General features: G+C 66.8%; 18 protein-coding genes and 1 pseudogene. 13 read left to right on the forward strand and 6 right to left on the reverse strand.

Going from position 1 to position 16,948, the window contains the following annotated elements; genetic code table 11:
- Positions 1-7: 7 nt before the first annotated feature.
- A complete protein-coding gene (locus KVO92_RS21995; protein WP_217477721.1) occupies positions 8-1,282 on the reverse strand; it encodes a sensor histidine kinase in 1,275 nt (424 codons plus the stop codon).
- Positions 1,272-1,955 (reverse strand): response regulator transcription factor, encoded by a 684-nt coding sequence (locus KVO92_RS22000; protein WP_217477722.1) that lies wholly within the window; start codon positions 1,953-1,955, stop codon positions 1,272-1,274. The genes KVO92_RS21995 and KVO92_RS22000 overlap by 11 nt, the downstream gene beginning before the upstream one ends.
- A gap of 103 nt (positions 1,956-2,058) precedes the next feature.
- Between KVO92_RS22000 and KVO92_RS22005 the strand changes: the two genes are divergently transcribed.
- Positions 2,059-4,017 (forward strand): LTA synthase family protein, encoded by a 1,959-nt coding sequence (locus KVO92_RS22005; protein ID WP_217477723.1) that lies wholly within the window; start codon positions 2,059-2,061, stop codon positions 4,015-4,017.
- A gap of 38 nt (positions 4,018-4,055) precedes the next feature.
- Positions 4,056-4,799 (forward strand): phosphatase PAP2 family protein, encoded by a 744-nt coding sequence (locus KVO92_RS22010; protein WP_217477724.1) that lies wholly within the window; start codon positions 4,056-4,058, stop codon positions 4,797-4,799.
- A 162-nt stretch (positions 4,800-4,961) separates the two neighbouring features.
- Here KVO92_RS22010 and KVO92_RS22015 read toward each other — a convergent pair whose 3' ends face one another.
- Entirely contained in the window at positions 4,962-5,384 is a 423-nt protein-coding gene (locus KVO92_RS22015) for a hypothetical protein (RefSeq protein WP_336512662.1), read from the reverse strand.
- 137 nt (positions 5,385-5,521) lie between these two features.
- On the reverse strand, positions 5,522-6,469 hold the full coding sequence (locus KVO92_RS22020; RefSeq protein ID WP_217477725.1) for an SdiA-regulated domain-containing protein: 948 nt from the start codon (positions 6,467-6,469) through the stop codon (positions 5,522-5,524).
- A gap of 58 nt (positions 6,470-6,527) precedes the next feature.
- Here KVO92_RS22020 and KVO92_RS22025 point away from each other — a divergent pair, with 58 nt between their 5' ends.
- The 9 genes and pseudogenes from KVO92_RS22025 (at position 6,528) to KVO92_RS22065 (ending at position 14,175) form a co-directional block, all read left to right on the forward strand.
- The gene (locus tag KVO92_RS22025) at positions 6,528-6,923 is read left to right on the forward strand and encodes a YkvA family protein (RefSeq protein WP_217477726.1); all 396 of its coding nucleotides are present in this window, start codon (positions 6,528-6,530) and stop codon (positions 6,921-6,923) included.
- A 150-nt stretch (positions 6,924-7,073) separates the two neighbouring features.
- Positions 7,074-7,762, forward strand: a pseudogene (locus tag KVO92_RS22030) (thermostable hemolysin).
- Positions 7,746-9,197: an AMP-binding protein gene (locus tag KVO92_RS22035; RefSeq protein ID WP_217477727.1), complete on the forward strand. Its 1,452-nt coding sequence runs from the start codon at positions 7,746-7,748 to the stop codon at positions 9,195-9,197. The pseudogene KVO92_RS22030 and the gene KVO92_RS22035 overlap by 17 nt, the downstream one beginning before the upstream one ends.
- 11 nt (positions 9,198-9,208) lie before the next feature.
- Positions 9,209-9,856 carry a TenA family transcriptional regulator gene (locus tag KVO92_RS22040; RefSeq protein WP_217477728.1) on the forward strand — a complete coding sequence of 216 codons (648 nt, stop codon included), beginning with the start codon at positions 9,209-9,211 and terminating at the stop codon, positions 9,854-9,856.
- Positions 9,857-9,866: 10 nt separating this feature from the next.
- Positions 9,867-10,706 carry an SDR family oxidoreductase gene (locus tag KVO92_RS22045; RefSeq protein ID WP_217477729.1) on the forward strand — a complete coding sequence of 280 codons (840 nt, stop codon included), beginning with the start codon at positions 9,867-9,869 and terminating at the stop codon, positions 10,704-10,706.
- On the forward strand, positions 10,703-11,353 hold the full coding sequence (locus KVO92_RS22050) for a hypothetical protein (RefSeq protein WP_217477730.1): 651 nt from the start codon (positions 10,703-10,705) through the stop codon (positions 11,351-11,353). The genes KVO92_RS22045 and KVO92_RS22050 overlap by 4 nt, the downstream gene beginning before the upstream one ends.
- 49 nt (positions 11,354-11,402) lie before the next feature.
- Entirely contained in the window at positions 11,403-12,062 is a 660-nt protein-coding gene (locus KVO92_RS22055; RefSeq protein ID WP_217477775.1) for a response regulator, read from the forward strand.
- Complete coding sequence (locus tag KVO92_RS22060) at positions 12,056-13,537, forward strand: ATP-binding protein (protein ID WP_217477731.1); 1,482 nt, start codon at positions 12,056-12,058, stop codon at positions 13,535-13,537. The genes KVO92_RS22055 and KVO92_RS22060 overlap by 7 nt, the downstream gene beginning before the upstream one ends.
- An 86-nt stretch (positions 13,538-13,623) precedes the next feature.
- On the forward strand, positions 13,624-14,175 hold the full coding sequence (locus KVO92_RS22065) for a cytochrome b (protein WP_217477732.1): 552 nt from the start codon (positions 13,624-13,626) through the stop codon (positions 14,173-14,175).
- 37 nt (positions 14,176-14,212) lie between these two features.
- On the opposite strand, the gene KVO92_RS22070 is transcribed toward KVO92_RS22065, so the two are convergent.
- A complete protein-coding gene (locus tag KVO92_RS22070) occupies positions 14,213-14,788 on the reverse strand; it encodes a DUF4345 domain-containing protein (protein WP_217477733.1) in 576 nt (191 codons plus the stop codon).
- Between the two features lie 246 nt (positions 14,789-15,034).
- Between KVO92_RS22070 and ypfJ the strand changes: the two genes are divergently transcribed.
- Positions 15,035-15,895 carry a KPN_02809 family neutral zinc metallopeptidase gene (gene ypfJ, locus KVO92_RS22075; RefSeq protein WP_217477734.1) on the forward strand — a complete coding sequence of 287 codons (861 nt, stop codon included), beginning with the start codon at positions 15,035-15,037 and terminating at the stop codon, positions 15,893-15,895.
- A gap of 15 nt (positions 15,896-15,910) precedes the next feature.
- Here ypfJ and KVO92_RS22080 read toward each other — a convergent pair whose 3' ends face one another.
- The gene (locus tag KVO92_RS22080) at positions 15,911-16,252 is read right to left on the reverse strand and encodes a hypothetical protein (protein ID WP_217477735.1); all 342 of its coding nucleotides are present in this window, start codon (positions 16,250-16,252) and stop codon (positions 15,911-15,913) included.
- Between the two features lie 113 nt (positions 16,253-16,365).
- Here KVO92_RS22080 and KVO92_RS22085 point away from each other — a divergent pair, with 113 nt between their 5' ends.
- Entirely contained in the window at positions 16,366-16,947 is a 582-nt protein-coding gene (locus KVO92_RS22085; protein WP_217477736.1) for a DUF2796 domain-containing protein, read from the forward strand.
- Position 16,948 lies beyond the last annotated feature (1 nt).

Consider the following 16,948-nt stretch of genomic DNA (forward strand, 5'->3'; position numbering starts at 1 on the left):
AAAAACGTCAACCGACCGCCGGTTTGAAGCGCACCTGGAAGCAGCTGCCGGACGGTTGGTGCGGGTGCAGGCTGATCGACCAGCCCTGATGGGTGCAGATCCGCCGCACCAGCGACAGCCCCAGGCCAAGCCCTTCGCCGCGGCTCCCCTCACCGCGCACGAACGGCTGGAACATGCGCTCCTGCTGGTCCACCGGGATGCCGACTCCGGTATCTTCTACGCGAAAGCCCCCCGCCTCGAGCACCAGCCGCACCGACCCGGCGTCGGTGTAGTGCAGGGCGTTGCGCAGCAGGTTCGACATGACCGAGCCCAGCAACGTGGGGTTGTATTCGCCGCTGTCCTCGTCCTCCCGCTGGATGCTGAAGGCCAGGCCTTTTTCTTCGAACAACGGCTGCCAGCGCTCGGCCTGGTCACGGGCGATGCTCGCCAGGCTGGCCGTACCGAGGAAGGCGCTCTGCTCGGGGCGCGCCCGGGCCAGCATCAGGAAGGTCTCCACCAGTTCGTGCATCTCCTGCGCGGCGCGCTCGATGCGCTGGGCCTGGGTATGCGACTTGGCCGGCAGGTCGGCCTGGGTGAGCAGCTCGCAGGCGCCGAGGATGACCATCAGCGGCGTCCGCAACTCGTGGCTGACGTCGCTGGTGAACAGCCGCTCACGCTCCAGACTCTGGCGCAGCTGGCCGAGGGTACTGTCGAAGGCGGCGGCCAGATGGCCCACCTCGTCGTCCGGATACTGCAACGCCAGCGGCGGCGCCAGCGCATGCAGCTGATCGCGATGGCGCACCTGCTGGGCCAGCCGCGAGACCGGCGCCATCACCTTGTCGGCCATCAGCCGGCCCAGCACCCAGGCCCCCAAGATGCTCAGCAGGAAACCGGCCAGCACCACGCCGAACAGCGCCGTTTCGCGCGCCTCGAATTCTTGCTGCTCCTCGACCAGCATGTACTGCTCGCCGTCGATTTCACGCAGGTAGACGTAGTAGGCGTCGTCATGGCTGACCACCTCGGTGAACCCCGGCTCCACCCCGCGAAACGCCTCGGGGATCTCGTAGCCGGGCAGGTCCGAGGCGAACAGTCGGGTGGTGGCGTCCAGCCGCGGCCTGGCATTGAGCACCAGCACGTCGTTGAGCACGGTGTCGAGCTCGCCACTGAGTTCCTGGCTGACCAGTTGCTCCTCGATGAAGTGCACCACCGCAACGATGCCCAGGGAGAACACGCCACTGACGACCAGCGTCATCAGCGTGAAGGCAATGGCGATGCGGCGCGCGAACGGCTGCTTAGCCAGCATGATCGAGCTCCGCCAGGCGGAAGCCGACGCCATGCACCGTGTGCAGCAGCGGTTTATCGAAGGGCTTGTCCAGCACCTGGCGCAGCTGATGGATATGGCTGCGCAGGCTGTCGCTGTCGGGGATATCGTCGCCCCAGAGGGCTTCTTCCAGCTGCTCGCGGCGCACCACCGCCGGACTCTTCTGCATGAGGATGGCCAGCAGCTTGTGACCAATCGGGTTCAGCCGCAGCGGCTGCCCGGCCCGGATCGCCTGCAGGGTATCGAGGTCGTACTGCAGATCGCCGACCTGCAGCTTCTGCTTGCGCGTGCCCTGGCTGCGCCGCAGGACCGCCTCGATGCGCGCCACCAGCTCGGACAGCGCGAACGGCTTGACCAGATAATCGTCCGCGCCTGCGCCCAGCCCCTCGATACGGTCATTCAGCGCATCGCGCGCGGTGAGCATGATGATGGGCGTGTCGCGCCCCGCGTCGTCGCGCAAACGCTTGCACACCTGATACCCGTCGATTCCGGGCAGCATGATGTCCAGCACGATCAGATCGTAGTGTCCGGTCGCGGCCAGGTGCAGACCAGTGAGGCCGTCCTGGGCGCAATCGACCACGAAGCCCTTGAGCTCGAGGTAGTCCAGAACGTTGGCCAGGATGTCGCGATTGTCTTCGATCACCAGAATGCGCATATCGGCTCGCTAGCAATAACGGAATTTTCACGCCCCCTTTACGGGCAACTCACAGGCGGGTGCGCAGACTGCTGCACGTTCGGCCCTGCCCGTGGATCATACGATGTCCCTCCTGCGCCATGCTCAACTTCGTTACCTGTCGCTGCTGCTCGGGCTGTGGCTGGCGGTCTTCGTGTTGACCCGCAGCGCGTTGCTCGTCGGGCACTGGCAGGAAGCAGGCATCGGTTTCGGCGCATTGCCCAGGGTGTTCGGCCTGGGTCTGATCTACGACCTGGCCTACCTGGCTTTGGCCGGCGTGCCGCTGGCGACCTACCTGCTACTGTGCCCGCAACGCCTCTGGGCCAGCCGCTGGCACCGGCGCTGGCTGACACCGCTGCTTGGCCTGAGCCTCTACGCCATGCTGCTCACCGCCGTCGCCGAGTGGCTGTTCTGGGACGAATTCGCGGTGCGCTTCAACTTTATCGCGGTCGATAATCTGGTGTACTCGGACGAGGTGCTGAACAACGTCCTCGAGTCCTACCCGGTCTGCCGCCTGCTGGCGTTGCTGGCCGTGCTGGCGCTGGGCATCACCGCTGCGCTGCGGGCGCCGCTACGCCGCGCACTGGCGGCGCCGAGCCTGTCCTGGCGCGGCCGGGCGACCAGCCTGGCCGGCATGACGGTGGCGGCGTTGGCCATCGGGCTGATCGTCGACCAGGACTTCCCCCGCGGCACCGGTGGCAACCCCTACCCACGCGAACTGGCCAGCAACGGGCCGTTCCAGTTCTTCGCCGCGTTTCGCAACAACGAGCTGGACTACCCACAGTTCTACGCGACCCTGCCCGAGCGCGAGGTCGGTACTCGGCTGCGCACCGAAGTCAGCGAACCCAACGCGCGCTTTCTCGGCGACGACCCACAGGACATCCGCCGGCTGGTCGACAACCCGGGCACGCTGCGCAAGCTCAACATCGTGTTGATCACCGTGGAAAGCCTCAGCGCCAACTACCTCGGCAGCTTTGGCGACGCCCGTGGCCTGACCCCGAACCTCGACCGGCTGCGCCAGCAGAGCCTGGCGTTCAGCCGGTTCTACGCCACCGGCACCCGCACCGACCGCGGGCTGGAAGCGATCACCCTGTCGGTACCCCCGACGCCCGGCCGCTCGATCGTCAAGCGCATCGGCCGCGAAAGCGGCTTCGCCAGCCTCGGCCAGCAGCTGCGCGGGCACGGCTACGACAGCGTCTTCCTGTATGGCGGCCGCGGTTATTTCGACAACCTGAGCGCCTTCTTCAGCGGCAACGGCTACCGGGTAGTCGACCAGAGCAGCACGGACGAGGCGGACATCCATTTCAAGAACGCCTGGGGCATGGCCGACGAAGACCTCTATCGGTTGGCGCTTCGCGAAGCCGACGCCGACCACGCCTTAGGCAAGCCTTTCCTGCTGCAGCTGATGACCACTTCCAACCACCGGCCCTACACCTACCCCGCCGGGCACATCGACATCCCCTCCGGCGAGAGCCGCGACGGCGCGGTGAAGTACACCGACCTGGCCATCGGCCAGTTTCTCGAGCAGGCCCGCACCCGGCCCTGGTTCGCCCAGACGCTGTTCGTCATCGTTGCCGACCACGCCGCCGGCAGTGCCGGGGCCCAGGACCTGCCGGTGGCCAACTACCACATTCCGCTGCTCATCTACGGGCCGGGGCTGGTCGAGCCGCGCGAAATGAACACCGTTGCCAGTCAGATCGACATCGCGCCGACCCTGCTCGGCCTGCTGAACCTGGACTACGTGTCGACGTTCTTCGGCCGCAACCTGCTGCGCGACGATGCCCATCCGGGCCGGGCGTTGATCGGCAACTACCAGCATCTGGGCCTGTTCGACGGCAACGATCTGGCGATCCTCAGCCCGCGGCGTGAAGTGCGTCGGCACGACAACGCCTTGCGAACCAGCCAGGAGACCCCGGCTCGCCTGGACGACGCGCTGATCGACCGTGCCATCGCCTACTCCCAGGGCGCGAGCTACGACTACCGCCACGGGCTCTTGCGCTGGAACCGCCCGACTCCGAACGCCACCCAACTCGGCCACCGCTGAGCCCGACCACCCGGCGCCGCTGCGCCTCTGGAGCCTTCATGCCTGCAACCACCCACCCGGCCAACCATGAGAGCCGTCCCTTCAACTTCACCCTGGCCTTCGGCCTGCCGCTGTTGGTGATGCTGGTGTTGCTGATCGGTGACCCGAGCCAGCTCGACTTCGCCCTATCGCGGCTGTTCTACGAGCCGGGCGTGGGCTTTATCGGTCGCCACAGCTGGTTGCTCGAAGATGTCCTGCACGACCGCGTCAAGCAACTGGTCATTGTCCTCGCGGTGCTGGCCCTGGTCGGCTTCGTGCTCAGCCTGCTGCCGACCCGGCTGGCGTCCTGGCGACGCCCGCTGGGCTGCCTGGTGTTGTCGCTGGCGCTGTCGACCAGCATCGTCACGCCGCTCAAGGCGCTGACCGGCGTGCACTGCCCCTGGAGTCTCAGCGACTTCGGCGGCGGCGAGACCTACACGCCGCTGCTCAGCGAACGCGCACCGACGCTCAAGCCAGGGCGCTGCTGGCCGGGTGGCCATGCCTCGGCGGGCTTTTCCCTGCTGGCGCTGTTCTTCGTCCTGCGTGACCGGCGCCCGCGCGCGGCGCGCTACGCATTGGCCTTCGCCTTGGCGCTGGGCACCGTGCTGTCGGTCGGACGGGTGATGCAAGGTGCGCACTTCATGTCGCACAACCTCTGGACGCTGCTGTTCGACTGGCTGATCGGCGTGGCCTGCTACCGGCTGGTGCTGTACCGACGCACCCCAGCGCCGGCCCTGGCACCGGTCGCTGAAGTGGCTCGCTGAGGCGCGAAGCCACGCGCGCCGATCCACATTCTTCAGCAGTCGAACCGAACGCCGGGCCTCACCCGGCGTTGTGCTTTGCAGGTCAAGCCAGGCAACCGAACAGCGGCTACGGGGCGCCAACTGCAGCGCCCCGGCCATTCGCGTCAGAGGGGAGACATGGACTCAGGGGCGGTGGTACGCCTGTGCCTTGGCCTGATCGACGTGGTGGCGCCATTCGCGATCGCGCTCACGCTGCAGCGAGTCGTCGCGCCAGGCCGAGCCGCCGGCAGGCGCGGTCAGCATGGCCTGGCATTGGGCGTAGCCGTCCTCCCAACCATCGGCATACAGCGGCTGCGCACGAAAACGCGTCGGGTCCTTGCGATAGGACGCCAACATGCCCGCGGCCTGGCGACCGCTGCTGCACCCCGCATCGAAGCCCGCGGCGTAATCGGGTGGCGAACCGGCAGCGAGCAGGCCCTGGGCCGTGCTCTGGCAGCCAGCCAGTGTGGCCCCGACCAGCAGCCAGGCGAGTAACGCAGAAGGTGCGCGCGGACGCTGAAGAGGCCGGGCGGCGAAAGGGGCGAAACGCGGGAACTGCATGGCCATCGGGGAACCTCACCTGGGTGCTGGAGCATCAGCATCGCGGGCCAACAGGGTTGCCGCGATCATGACCGAAGTCTGCGCGGCAGCCCGTCAGTGTTCCGTCAAACCCGCGTGAAGGTCCCGTGAAAACCGCCCTCCGCCTACGGACGGCGGAAGCGGTAGAACAGGTTCGGCTCGCTGACCACGTAGAGGGCGCCGTCATTGTCCAGGGTCACGCCTTCGGGGTGCGGGGCGGTGTGCTGGAGATCGCTGGTGAACCGGTTGAAGCTGCGGTAGCTGAGCATCTCACCGCGGTCGCTGAGCTCCATGAGCAGGTGCGATTCATCGCTGAGCAGCAGCAGGTGGCCCGTGTCGGCATCGAAATGGATGTCCGACAGGTCGGTGGCGAAGACCTGATCGTCGATCCAGTCGGTGTGATCGATGATCTTCAGCTGCAGCGGGCCATCGAGGCTAGCCGCCACGCCCCGCACCTCGTAGAGCTGGCGCGGGTCGCGTTCCTTGACGATGAACAGGCGATCCCCGGCGGCATCGTAGCTCAGGCCCTCGAAGCCCTTGTTGCCGTTCAGGTGGATGCCCAGGGACAAGAACTGCGCCTCGGACACATCGATGCTGCGCGGCGCCGCCGGCAGGCTGAAGATGCTCACCTGCTGTGCACGTTCATCGGACACCGCCACGCGTCCGTTGCCCATGTAGGTCACCCCTTCGATATCGCCGAAGCCGGTCAACGGATAGTGCTCGAGCAGCTCGCCGGTCTTGCTCAGCACCAGCAATTCGGTAGGGCCGCCGTTGACCACTGCCAACAGCCGGTCGAGGTCGCGGTCATAGGTAATGGCCGACAGGTTGCGCTCGATGCCGGCGATGGGCTTGCCGTCGATATCGACCTGGTAGCCGGGCAGCCAACGGTCGGCCGAGACGTCGCGGGTAACGTCCATCTGCCGGGTCAGGTAGAAGTACAGCCGCTCGTTCCAGTGCAGCGCCAGCTCCGTCGCGAGAAAGACCGCCAGCGCGACGAGCAGTCCGACCGCCCGATACCGGCGCTTGAACAGCGCGCCCAGGCGTTGCGACGGGTGAGAGGCTGTGTGCAGCATCGTGGTTTCTTCCTTCTTATCGCCGGCACGCCGGCCTGGTCTGCTCGAGGAGCACTGGATGTTCGGCCTGTCTCGCTTCATCACACGCCTGCAAGGCTGGGCTCGCCAGCTCAAACGTGACGTCATGACCCTCTGGCTCTGTGCCCGCCACCCGGATACGCCCTGGTGGCTGCGTGCCCTGCTGGTCTGCGTCGTCGCCTATGCGCTCAGTCCGATCGACCTGATCCCGGATTTCATCCCGGTGCTCGGCTATCTCGACGATCTGCTGCTGTTGCCCCTGGGCATCTGGCTGGCGATACGTCTGATGCCGCCGGCCATCCTCAACGAGTGCCGCGCCCAGGCCCTCGCCTGGGAGCACACGCCGCGCCCGGTCAGCCGCGCCGGTGCGGTAGCGGTGGTGCTGATCTGGACGCTGGGCGTCGCTGCCCTGGCCTACTGGCTGATGCGGCGGTGAGCGACAGGGCCGACCATAAACAAGCGCATGTGAAAAAAATGTCGCGAGCGCAGCGGCCATGCAGCCCCCAGCTGGCCGTTGCGTGAGGCTTAAGACTGACTTAAGGCTGGCCCCCAACAATCGCCCCAGGCATCTAACCGAGGTTCCCCGATGGAACTGCCCTGGGTTGAAAACACTGACGTACTGGCACGCATTGGCCGCGAGTCGCCGCTGACCCTGCAACTGGCGCAACCGGGCCAAGGCACGCGCCGCGAGGCGCTGGAAGCATTCATCAGCCAGCGCTTTGCCGAGCACTACCAGGCGCGGGTGCGCCACTTCATGCCCTGCCTGCTGGGCCTGCATAGTGAGGACGGCCAGGTGCAGGGCGCGGTCGGCTTGCGCAGCGCGCAACGCCGGCCCCTGTTTCTCGAACGCTACCTGGACGATCCCATCGAAGCGGCCGTGAGCCGCTGCAGCGGTGCGCCGGTCCCGCGCGCCGAGATCGTCGAGGTCGGCAACCTGGCCGCCTTCGGCAACGCTTCGGCGCGGCTGCTGATCGTCGCACTGACCGATCTGCTGGTCGCCCAGGGCTTTCGCTGGGTGGTCTTCACCGGCACGCCCGGCTGCTCAACAGCTTCCAGCGCCTGGCGCTCGACCCGCTGCCGCTGGGCCTGGCCGATCCGGCACGAATGGGCGAGGAACTGGCCGACTGGGGCAGCTACTACGCCAGCCGGCCGCAGGTCATGGCCGGCGAGATCCTGCCCGGCCACCAGCGCCTGCAGCAGCTGGGCGTCTATCCGCGGCTGGGCTACGAGCCACTGTTCAATGCCGGAGAGGTGCCTTATGCAGCCTGCAGCTGAACGCTTCTGGACGATACTTGAGCGCCACGAGGGCGTCGCCCTGCGCGAAAGTGCGACTCAACTGAGCTACGCGCAACTGCGCGAGGAAGTGGCAAGGCGCGCCGAGCAGCTGGTTCGGCTGGACGTGCAGCGGGTCGCCCTAGCCCTGGACAACGGCCTGGAATGGGCGCTGTGGGATCTTGCGCTGCTGTGCGCCGAGCGCGTCTGCGTGCCGCTGCCGGGCTTCTTCTCGCCGGCGCAGCATGCCCATGTGCTGCAGCATGCCGGCATCGATTGCCTGATCGGACCGGCGAACGCGCTGACCGATGCAGCCGGCTTCACGGCGACCGCGCCCGGCCTTCTGCAGCGTTCCCTGCATGCGGTGACCGCCGTGCCTGCCGGCACGCTGAAAATCACCTACACCTCCGGCACCACCGGTCAGCCCAAGGGCGTCTGCCTGGATGCGGGCGCCCAGCTCGCCGTGGCCGAGAGCCTGTGGCAGGCCAGCCTGCCCTGCGCCGTGCAGCAGCACCTGTGCGTGTTGCCGCTGGCCACCCTGCTGGAAAACATCGCCGGGCTCTACGCACCGCTGCTGGCCGGTGCCTGCATCGAACTGCGGCCCTTGGCCGAGATCGGCTTCAGCGGCAGCACCGGCTTCGACCTGCCGCGCTTTCTCACCACCCTCAACGAGAGCCGCCCGCATAGCCTGATCTTGCTGCCGCAACTCCTGCTGGCGATGGTCAGCGCCGCGGAACAGGGTGTGCCGCTGCCCGATTCGCTGCGTTTCGTCGCCGTTGGCGGCGGCCGGGTCGCTCCGCAGCTGCTCGAGCGCGCCGACCGCCTCGGGCTGCCGGTATTCGAGGGCTACGGGCTGTCCGAGTGCGCCTCGGTGGTCTGCCTCAACACGCCCGCGGCGCGGCGCATCGGCACGGTCGGCCGGCCATTGCCACACGTCGAGGTGCGCCTGGCCGACGATGGCGAGGTGCAGGTCAAGGGCCCGCATATGCTCGGTTACCTTGGTGAGCCGGTGCAGCCGACTGACTGGCTGGCCACCGGCGACCTCGGCCACTTCGACGACGGTTTCCTGGTCCTGCATGGGCGCAAGAAGCACCAGTTCGTCACCGCCTACGGGCGCAACGTGAATCCCGAATGGGTGGAAGCCGAACTGGTCCAGCAGGCGCCCATCGCCCAGGCCTGGCTGCATGGCGAGGCGCTGCCGCAAAACGTCGCCGTGCTGGTACCGCGTCGCGGCGATTGCAGCGACGCCGAGCTGCAGGCCGCGGTGGACCGGGTCAACGCCGGCCTGCCTGACTACGCCCGCGCGCACCACTGGTTGCGCGCCACGGCGCCCTTCAACGCCGCTAACGACCTGGCGACGAGCAACGGCCGCCTGCGCCGCGCCGCCCTGCTGGACGCCTATGGCGCCCGCATCGACTCCCTTTTGCCCTCTGCCTGATGAGGTTTTCCATGGCGTTCTACGACGAACTGCAACAACAGACCAGCGAAGCCCGCGAGTCCCTGCTGGCCGCACCAATCATTCATGCCGCGCTGACTGGCGCCGCCACCCGCGAGCAATACATCGCCTTCCTGACCCAGGCCTACCATCACGTCAAGCACACCGTGCCGCTGCTGATGGCCTGCGGTGCACGGCTGCCGGAACGGCTGGAATGGCTGCGCGAGGCGATCGCCGAATACATCGAGGAAGAGACCGGCCATCAGGAATGGATCCTCAACGACATCCGCGCCTGCGGCGGCGATGCCGAAGCGGTGCGCCACGGCCAGCCGGCCTTGGCCACCGAACTGATGGTCGCCTATGTCTACGACCGCATCGCGCGGCATAACCCGGTGAGTTTCTTCGGCATGGTCAACGTGCTTGAAGGTACCAGCATCGCCCTGGCGACCCAGGCCGCCGGCGTGCTGCAAGACAGCCTGCAGCTGCCGGCCAAGGCCTTCAGCTACCTGACGTCCCACGGCAGCCTGGACATGGAGCACATCGAGTTCTTCAAGCGACTGATGAATCGCCTCGACGACGAGGACGACAAGGCAGCCGTGGTCCACACCGCTCGCGTGGTGTTCCGCCTCTACGGCGACATCTTCCGTGGCCTGAGCGCCTGAGGGATCCGCCATGCGACTGGAACAATGCCGTGCCCTGCTGACCGGGGCCAGTGGCGGAATCGGCCAGGCCCTGGTCGAACGACTCTGCGCCGGTGGCGCCCACCTGCTGCTGGTCGGCCGTGACGGCCTGGCGCTCGACAGCCTGGCGCGTCGCTACCCCGGCCAGGTCAACGTGATCTGTGCCGACCTGGCGCTACGCACCGGGCGGCAGACCGTGCTCGAAGCCGCCCGCCGTTTCGGCGGTCTCAATTGCGTGATCAACGCCGCCGGTGTCAACCAGTTCAGCCTACTCGAACACCAGGACGAGGACGCCATCGCGCGGCTGATCGGCGTCAACGTCACGGCCACGCTGCAGCTGACCCACCTGCTGCTGCCCTTGCTGCACACCCAGCCGCAGGCACTGCTGGTCAACCTCGGCTCGACCTTCGGTTCCATCGGCTACCCCGGCTTCGCCGCCTACTGCGCCAGCAAATTCGCCGTACGCGGGTTCTCCGAAGCACTGCGCCGCGAGCTCGCCGACAGCCACATCAAGGTGCTCTACATCGCGCCGCGTGCCACCCGCACGGCAATGAACAGCGCCGACGTGGTGGCGATGAACGACGCGCTCAAGGTCGGCCTGGACGATCCCCAGGCCGTGGCCCGACAGATCGTCCAGGCGATCAGCGTCGAACGCGAAGAGCTCTACCTCGGCTGGCCGGAAAAACTCTTCGTGCGCCTCAACGGCCTGCTGCCGCGCCTGGTCGACCAGTCCCTGCGCAAGCAGCTGCCGGTGATCAAGCGCTTCGCCCGGGCCGAACCGCCCGCACCGGCCACCCAACCCTCGACATCTTCCGGAGAACAGCATCCATGAAAAGCCTGATCGGCCTCTGCCTCGCCCTGCTGGCAATAGTCAGCACACCCTCCTTCGCCCTGACGCCAGCCGGCGATGCGGCCCTGCACCAATTGCAGACGCGCTGGGCCGAGATCAACTACCAGCTGCCCAAGGCGCAGCGCGAAACCGCCTTCGAACGACTCGCCGGCCGCGCCGAGCAAGCCGTGGCAAGCGAGCCCGACGCCGCCGAACTGCGTATCTGGCACGGCATCGTGCTCAGCACCTGGGCCGGCGCCAAAGGCGGGCTCGGCGCGCTCGGGCTGGTCAAGCAGGCCAAGGCCGAGCTGGAAAAAGCCATCGAAATCGACCCCAAGGCACTGGACGGCTCGGCCTACACCAGCCTCGCGACGCTCTATTACCAGGTGCCCGGCTGGCCGATCGGCTTCGGTGACGACGACAAGGCCCAGGCGCTGTTCCAGCAGGCCTTGAGCCTGAACCCGAACGGCATCGATCCCAACTATTTCCATGGTGATTTCCTGCAGCGCCAGAAGCGTTATGCCGAGGCCCGGACCGCCCTGCAGAAAGCCCTAGCCGCGCCTGCCCGCCCCGGTCGCGAGGTCGCCGACGCCGGCCGCCGAGAGGAAGCCCGGGCCCTGCTTACCCAGGTCGAGGAAAAGCTGGAATAAGCGCCCGCGACGGAGTTGAATGAACCGCACCGCCGCCCTGAGGAACCACATGCGCATTCTGCTGGTAGAAGACGATCACGCGCTGGGCGAAGGCATTCGCACGGCGCTCAAGCCGGAGCGCTACACCGTCGATTGGTTGCTCGACGGCGCCAGCGCGCTGCATGCACTGACCCACGAAAGCTTCGACCTGGCGATACTCGACCTCGGCCTGCCGCGCCTGGACGGCCTGGAGCTGCTCAAGCGCCTGCGCGCGGCGGGCAACCCGGTCCCGGTGCTGGTACTGACCGCGCGCGATGCCACCAGCGACCGGATCGCCGGGCTCGATGCCGGCGCCGACGATTACCTGGTCAAGCCCTTCGATGTCGCCGAGCTCAAGGCCCGCCTGCGCGCCTTGCTGCGCCGCAGCTTCAACCGCCCGGAGCCCACCCTGGAGTACCGCGGCATCCTCCTCGATCCGGTCAATCAACAGGTCAGCTACCAGGGCGCGCCGGTCAGCCTGCCGCGCAAGGAGTTCGTCCTGCTCCATGAACTGCTCTCCCAGCCCGGCCGCGTGCTGACGCGCGATCGCCTGCAGCAGGTGCTCTACGGCTGGGACGAGGACGTCGAAAGCAACGCGCTGGAGGTGCACATCCACCACCTGCGCAAGAAATTCTTCCCCGAGCTGATCCGCACCGTGCGCGGGGTCGGCTACCTGGTGGACAAATGCTGAAGCGCTCGATCCGCAACCGTACCCTGGCGCTGGTTCTGGGCACGCTGCTGCTATCGCTGAGCCTGATCTCCTGGCGCAGCTACCGCGATGCCCACCACGAAATCGAAGAACTGTTCGACGCGCAGCTGGCGCAAAGCGCGCGACTGGTTCAAGGCCTGGTGATGCGCGAGATGGATGCGCCAGCTCGCCAGGCGTTGCAGCAGGCGCTGGATGCCGCGGTGAACGCACAGCGCGGCGGGGGCGCACCGGGGCATGCCTATGAGACCAAGCTGGGCTTCCAGGTGTATGCGGCCGATGGCAGCATCGTGCTGCAATCGGCCGGCGCACCGAAAGGCGCCTTGCAGCAACTGACCAAGACCGGCGAGCCGTCGGCGGCAGCCTTCAGCCAGTTGCCGGTGGGCTTTCATGATGTGGCCCTCGACGGCCGCGACTGGCGGCTGTTTCTGTTGCGCGATCGCGAGGACGACTTGTGGGTGCTGGTCAGCGAACGCGGCGATGTACGCGGCGAGCTGGTCGGCAAGATCGCCCGCCGCAGCCTGATGCCCGACCTGATCGGCTTGCCGCTGCTGGCGCTGCTGATCTGGCTGGCGGTGGGCTGGGGCTTGCGGCCATTGGCAGACATGGCGCAATTGCTCAAGCGTCGCGATCCGGACAACCTCGCGCCGCTGTTGCTGGCACCACTGCCGCACGAGCTGGAACCGGTTGCGGCGTCACTGAACCGCCTGCTGCAACAGCTCAATCAGCTGGTAGAGCGGGAGAAACGCTTTATCGCCGACGCCGCGCACGAGTTGCGAACGCCCTTGGCCGTGCTGCGTATCCATGCCCAGAACGCCCAGCTGGCCGACAGCGAAGCCGACCGCGACGAAGCGCTGCGCCAGTTGCTCGCCGGGGTTGACCGCACCACGCGGGTGGTGACGCAACTGCTGACCCTGGCGCGGCTCGAGCCCAACGCGCAACAGCTGCGTCTGGCGCCGCTGGATCTGCGCGCCGTGGCGCGAGAGACGCTCGCCGAGCTGACCCCGCTGGCCCTGGCGCGCCAGCAGGACCTGGCGCTGGAAGCCGACGAGCAGGCCGACTTCAACCTCATCGGTGACGCGGCGAGCCTGGCCACCCTGCTGCAAAACCTGGTGAGCAATGCGCTGCAATACACGCCGCCCGGCGGGCGCATCGATGTCCAGCTGCAGGCCATGCCGGACCATCTGATTCTCGAGGTCGCTGACAGCGGGCCGGGGATCGCCAGCCAATTGCGTGGCCAGTTATTCCAGCGCTTCGTCCGCCTGGCGGATGGCCAGGGCGCCGGGCTTGGCCTGTCGATCGTCGCGCGTATTGCCGAGCTGCACCACGCCGACATTGAGCTGCTCGACTCGGCGCTCGGTGGCTTGCGCGTGGTCGTGCGCCTACCGCGCCACGAGCGGGGCATGGCGGCAGTGGCCAGCGCGGCGCAATCCCGCGAGATCGAGCCGTCGCCGCGGTAGATCGTCGCGGTGAGCAAGCGAATAAGCTTGGCTTAAGTTTCAGCGCTTAAACTTGCCGGCAATTATCCACACGCGGAGTAGGTGAAATGGACGACAAGCTGATGCCGGCGCGCTACGGACGGTTGTCCATCGCGTTGCACTGGTTGATGGTGCTGCTGATCGCGGCGGTCTACGCGACGATCGAACTGAAGGGCAACTTCCCCAAGGGCAGCGAGACACGGGAGCTGCTCAAGCAGTGGCACTTCATGCTGGGCCTGTCGGTATTCGCCCTGGTATGGCTGCGCTTGATCGCCCGCTGGCTGCGCCCGGCCCCCTTGGCCATCGCCAGCGTCGCCTGGGAGAAATGGCTGGCCAAGCTGGCGCACCTGGCGTTGTACGGGCTGATGATCGGCCTGCCGCTGCTGGGCTGGTTGACCTTGAGCGCAGCGGGCAAACCGATTCCCTTCTTCGGCCTGGAGCTGCCCGCGCTGCTGGCGCCGAACAAGGGCTTGGCCGGCGACATCAAGGAGGTTCATGAAACCATGGCCGTGCTCGGCTACTGGCTGATCGGCCTGCACGCGGCGGCCGCGCTGTTCCACCACTACATTCGGCGGGACGACGTACTGCGCCGGATGCTGCCGCAACGCCGTCAGGCGTGATGTCCCCGGCCATGCGCAAGCCAGGCGTCGTGGTCGGCTAGTGGCTCGGCGGATCGGTGCGCGTGGTCGTCGGTTCGACCGGCTCGCCCCGGCGGAACGGTTGCAGCTCGGGCTCGGGCTCGGCCTGCTCCACCGGCGCCGGGCCGTCACCCAGGCGAAACGGCTGCGGCGGGCCCTGATCCACTCGGCGCTGAGGGCGCTCGGGCTCGGCGACAGGCTCTTCGGTCTGTGGCTCTTTCAGTAACCAGAGCGCAGCCGCAGCGAGCATCGCGGCGCAGACCCGGTAGATCAACGAGGCCAGATCGAAGCCGATCAATTCGCCGCCATCGAGCCACAACGAGCCAAGCCGACCGGCGACCAACGCCAGCATGGTGATGACCAGCATAACCAGTGCGGCGCGGGCACGCTCCGGAACCTGCATCGCCCAGAGCAGAAACAGCGCCAGCCCCAGTTGCAGGCCTCCGTAATAAACACGCATATGGCTGACGGAGGCGGTCTCCATCAACAGCATCCCGTTCAGATTGGCCATTTCGTAAGGCCGCAGCCAGTAGGCAAGGCTGAAGCCGATCATGATCACTGCTTGAACAATCAGCACGAAACGGGCAAAACGCATCGAAAGCTCTCCTGATAGCGGCTGCGCAGCACGATAGACCTCTGACCGAAGCGGCGCCGGTTGGTTCGCGCGGCCACCCGCCGCCAGCGCTTTGCAAAACGCGATCGCGACGAGACCGAGGGGGAGCAGCCGGCGGCCACCGAGCATCAGGCAGCAAGGATGCCGACGAAACCCTCTCGCCGACTGAATTTGCGCGCCCAGGCACGGGTCTGAGCAGAGACCAAGAACAAGCGGAGGGATGCGGGCATGCGCTGGAAGAAGGCTCGTCGCAGCGACAACGTGGTGGATGCCCGCGGGCGTAGCGGCGGTATCGGTGGCGGACGCCTGAGCCTGGCCGGCGTGGCCATCGTCGTGGTGATCGGCCTGCTCTCCGGCCAGGATCCGCTGCAGATTCTCGGCCAGTTGGCCGATCAGGGCGGCTCGGCCCCCACCCAGCAAAGCACCACCCCGGCGCGCGGCGACGATCCGCAAGTGGCGTTCGTCCAGGCCATTCTGGGCGACACCGAAGATACCTGGCGCGCACTGTTCCAGCAGTCCGGCGAGCAGTACCGCGACCCGAAACTGGTGCTGTTTCGCGGCGGGGTCAATTCGGCGTGCGGTTTCGCCCGGTCGGCGGTCGGGCCCTTCTACTGTCCAGGTGATCAGCAGGTGTATCTCGACCTGCAATTCTTCGATGAAATGGCCTCGCGCTTTTCCGTCGCCGGCGATTTTGCCCAGGCCTATGTCATTGCGCACGAGGTCGGTCATCACGTTCAGACGCTGCTAGGGGTCTCGCAGCAGATGCAGGCGGCACGCCAGCGTGGCGCCAGGATGGAAGGCGATAACGGCTTGCTGGTCCGTCAGGAATTGCAGGCCGATTGCCTGGCCGGCGTCTGGGCCTACCACGCGCAACAGCGTCATGACTGGCTCGAGGAGGGCGACCTGGAAGAAGCACTGAACGCGGCCAACGCCATCGGCGATGATCGCCTGCAAAAGCAGAGTCAGGGCCGCGTGGTGCCCGATGCCTTCACCCATGGCACCTCGGCGCAGCGGGTGAAATGGTTTCGTACCGGCTTCGACAGCGGTGAACCGACACGCTGCGATACCTTTCAGGCGCAGCGTCTCTGATCCCGCTCAGCGCACCTAGCCGACCCAGCAATACACCGGCGCATCCGCCCCGCTGTCGACCTTGACCTGGGCGCTGTGGCGCAAGCGCACCAGCAAACGCTTGCCCGCCTGGGCACTGCCCGTCAGCGCCTCCAGCTCCGCCAACAGCTGCGGTCCTTCCATGCGTCCCGCCTGACGCAACAACTGCTGCGCCCCCTGCCAGTGAGGGTCGGCGCTCGCCTGGTCTGCGGCTTGCGCCGGCGGCTGAGCCGCCTGGACGGCCGGCAGCTGACGCACCAGCTGCGCCCAGTCGTGATCGTCCATTTCAATGCTGAGGTCGACTGGCAAATCGCCCACATGGCCACGAATTCGAATCATCGTCTCTCTCCCGCTGTCCGGACGACATGCTCCCATGCTCCGTTCAGGCTGGCCAGCTGCCGTCAATTTTTGTTATAACGTAACCATATCAGCCAACCCCTCTGGAGTTCGTTATGCGTCGTCTGCTGCTTGCCCTGCCCTTCGCCCTGCTGCCCGGTTTCGCTCTGGCCGCCGAACATCACGATCATGAGCACGACCACCATGACAGCCTAGGTGCTCATGAGCACGGCGCCGCCGAGCTGGACGCCGCGCTGGATGGATCGATGCTGGAGATCGAACTCCGTAGCCCGGCGATGAATCTGGTGGGTTTCGAACACGCACCGAGTAGCGAAGCGGACAAACGCCAGATCGCCGATGCCCGCCAGCAGCTGGAACAACCGGGCACTCTGTTTGGCCTGCCAGCAGCGGCAGGCTGCAAACTGGCCGAAACCGAGCTGGAGAGCCCATTGTTCGAAGGTGCTGATCATGACGATGAGCACGAACACAAGCACGACGGTGAGCACGACGGCCAGCACAGCGAGATCCACGCGCACTACCACTTCGACTGCGCCACCCCCCAAGCGCTTCAGGCGCTCGATCTGCAGGCGCTGTTCAAGGCATTCCCCGGCACTAAAAAAATCCAGGCACAGCTGATCGGCCCGAATGGTCAACGCGGTGCGCAACTCGATGCCGGGCAGCCGCGGGCCACCTTCTGAT

This window comes from Stutzerimonas stutzeri, assembly GCF_019090095.1.
Lineage (GTDB): Bacteria > Pseudomonadota > Gammaproteobacteria > Pseudomonadales > Pseudomonadaceae > Stutzerimonas > Stutzerimonas stutzeri_AN.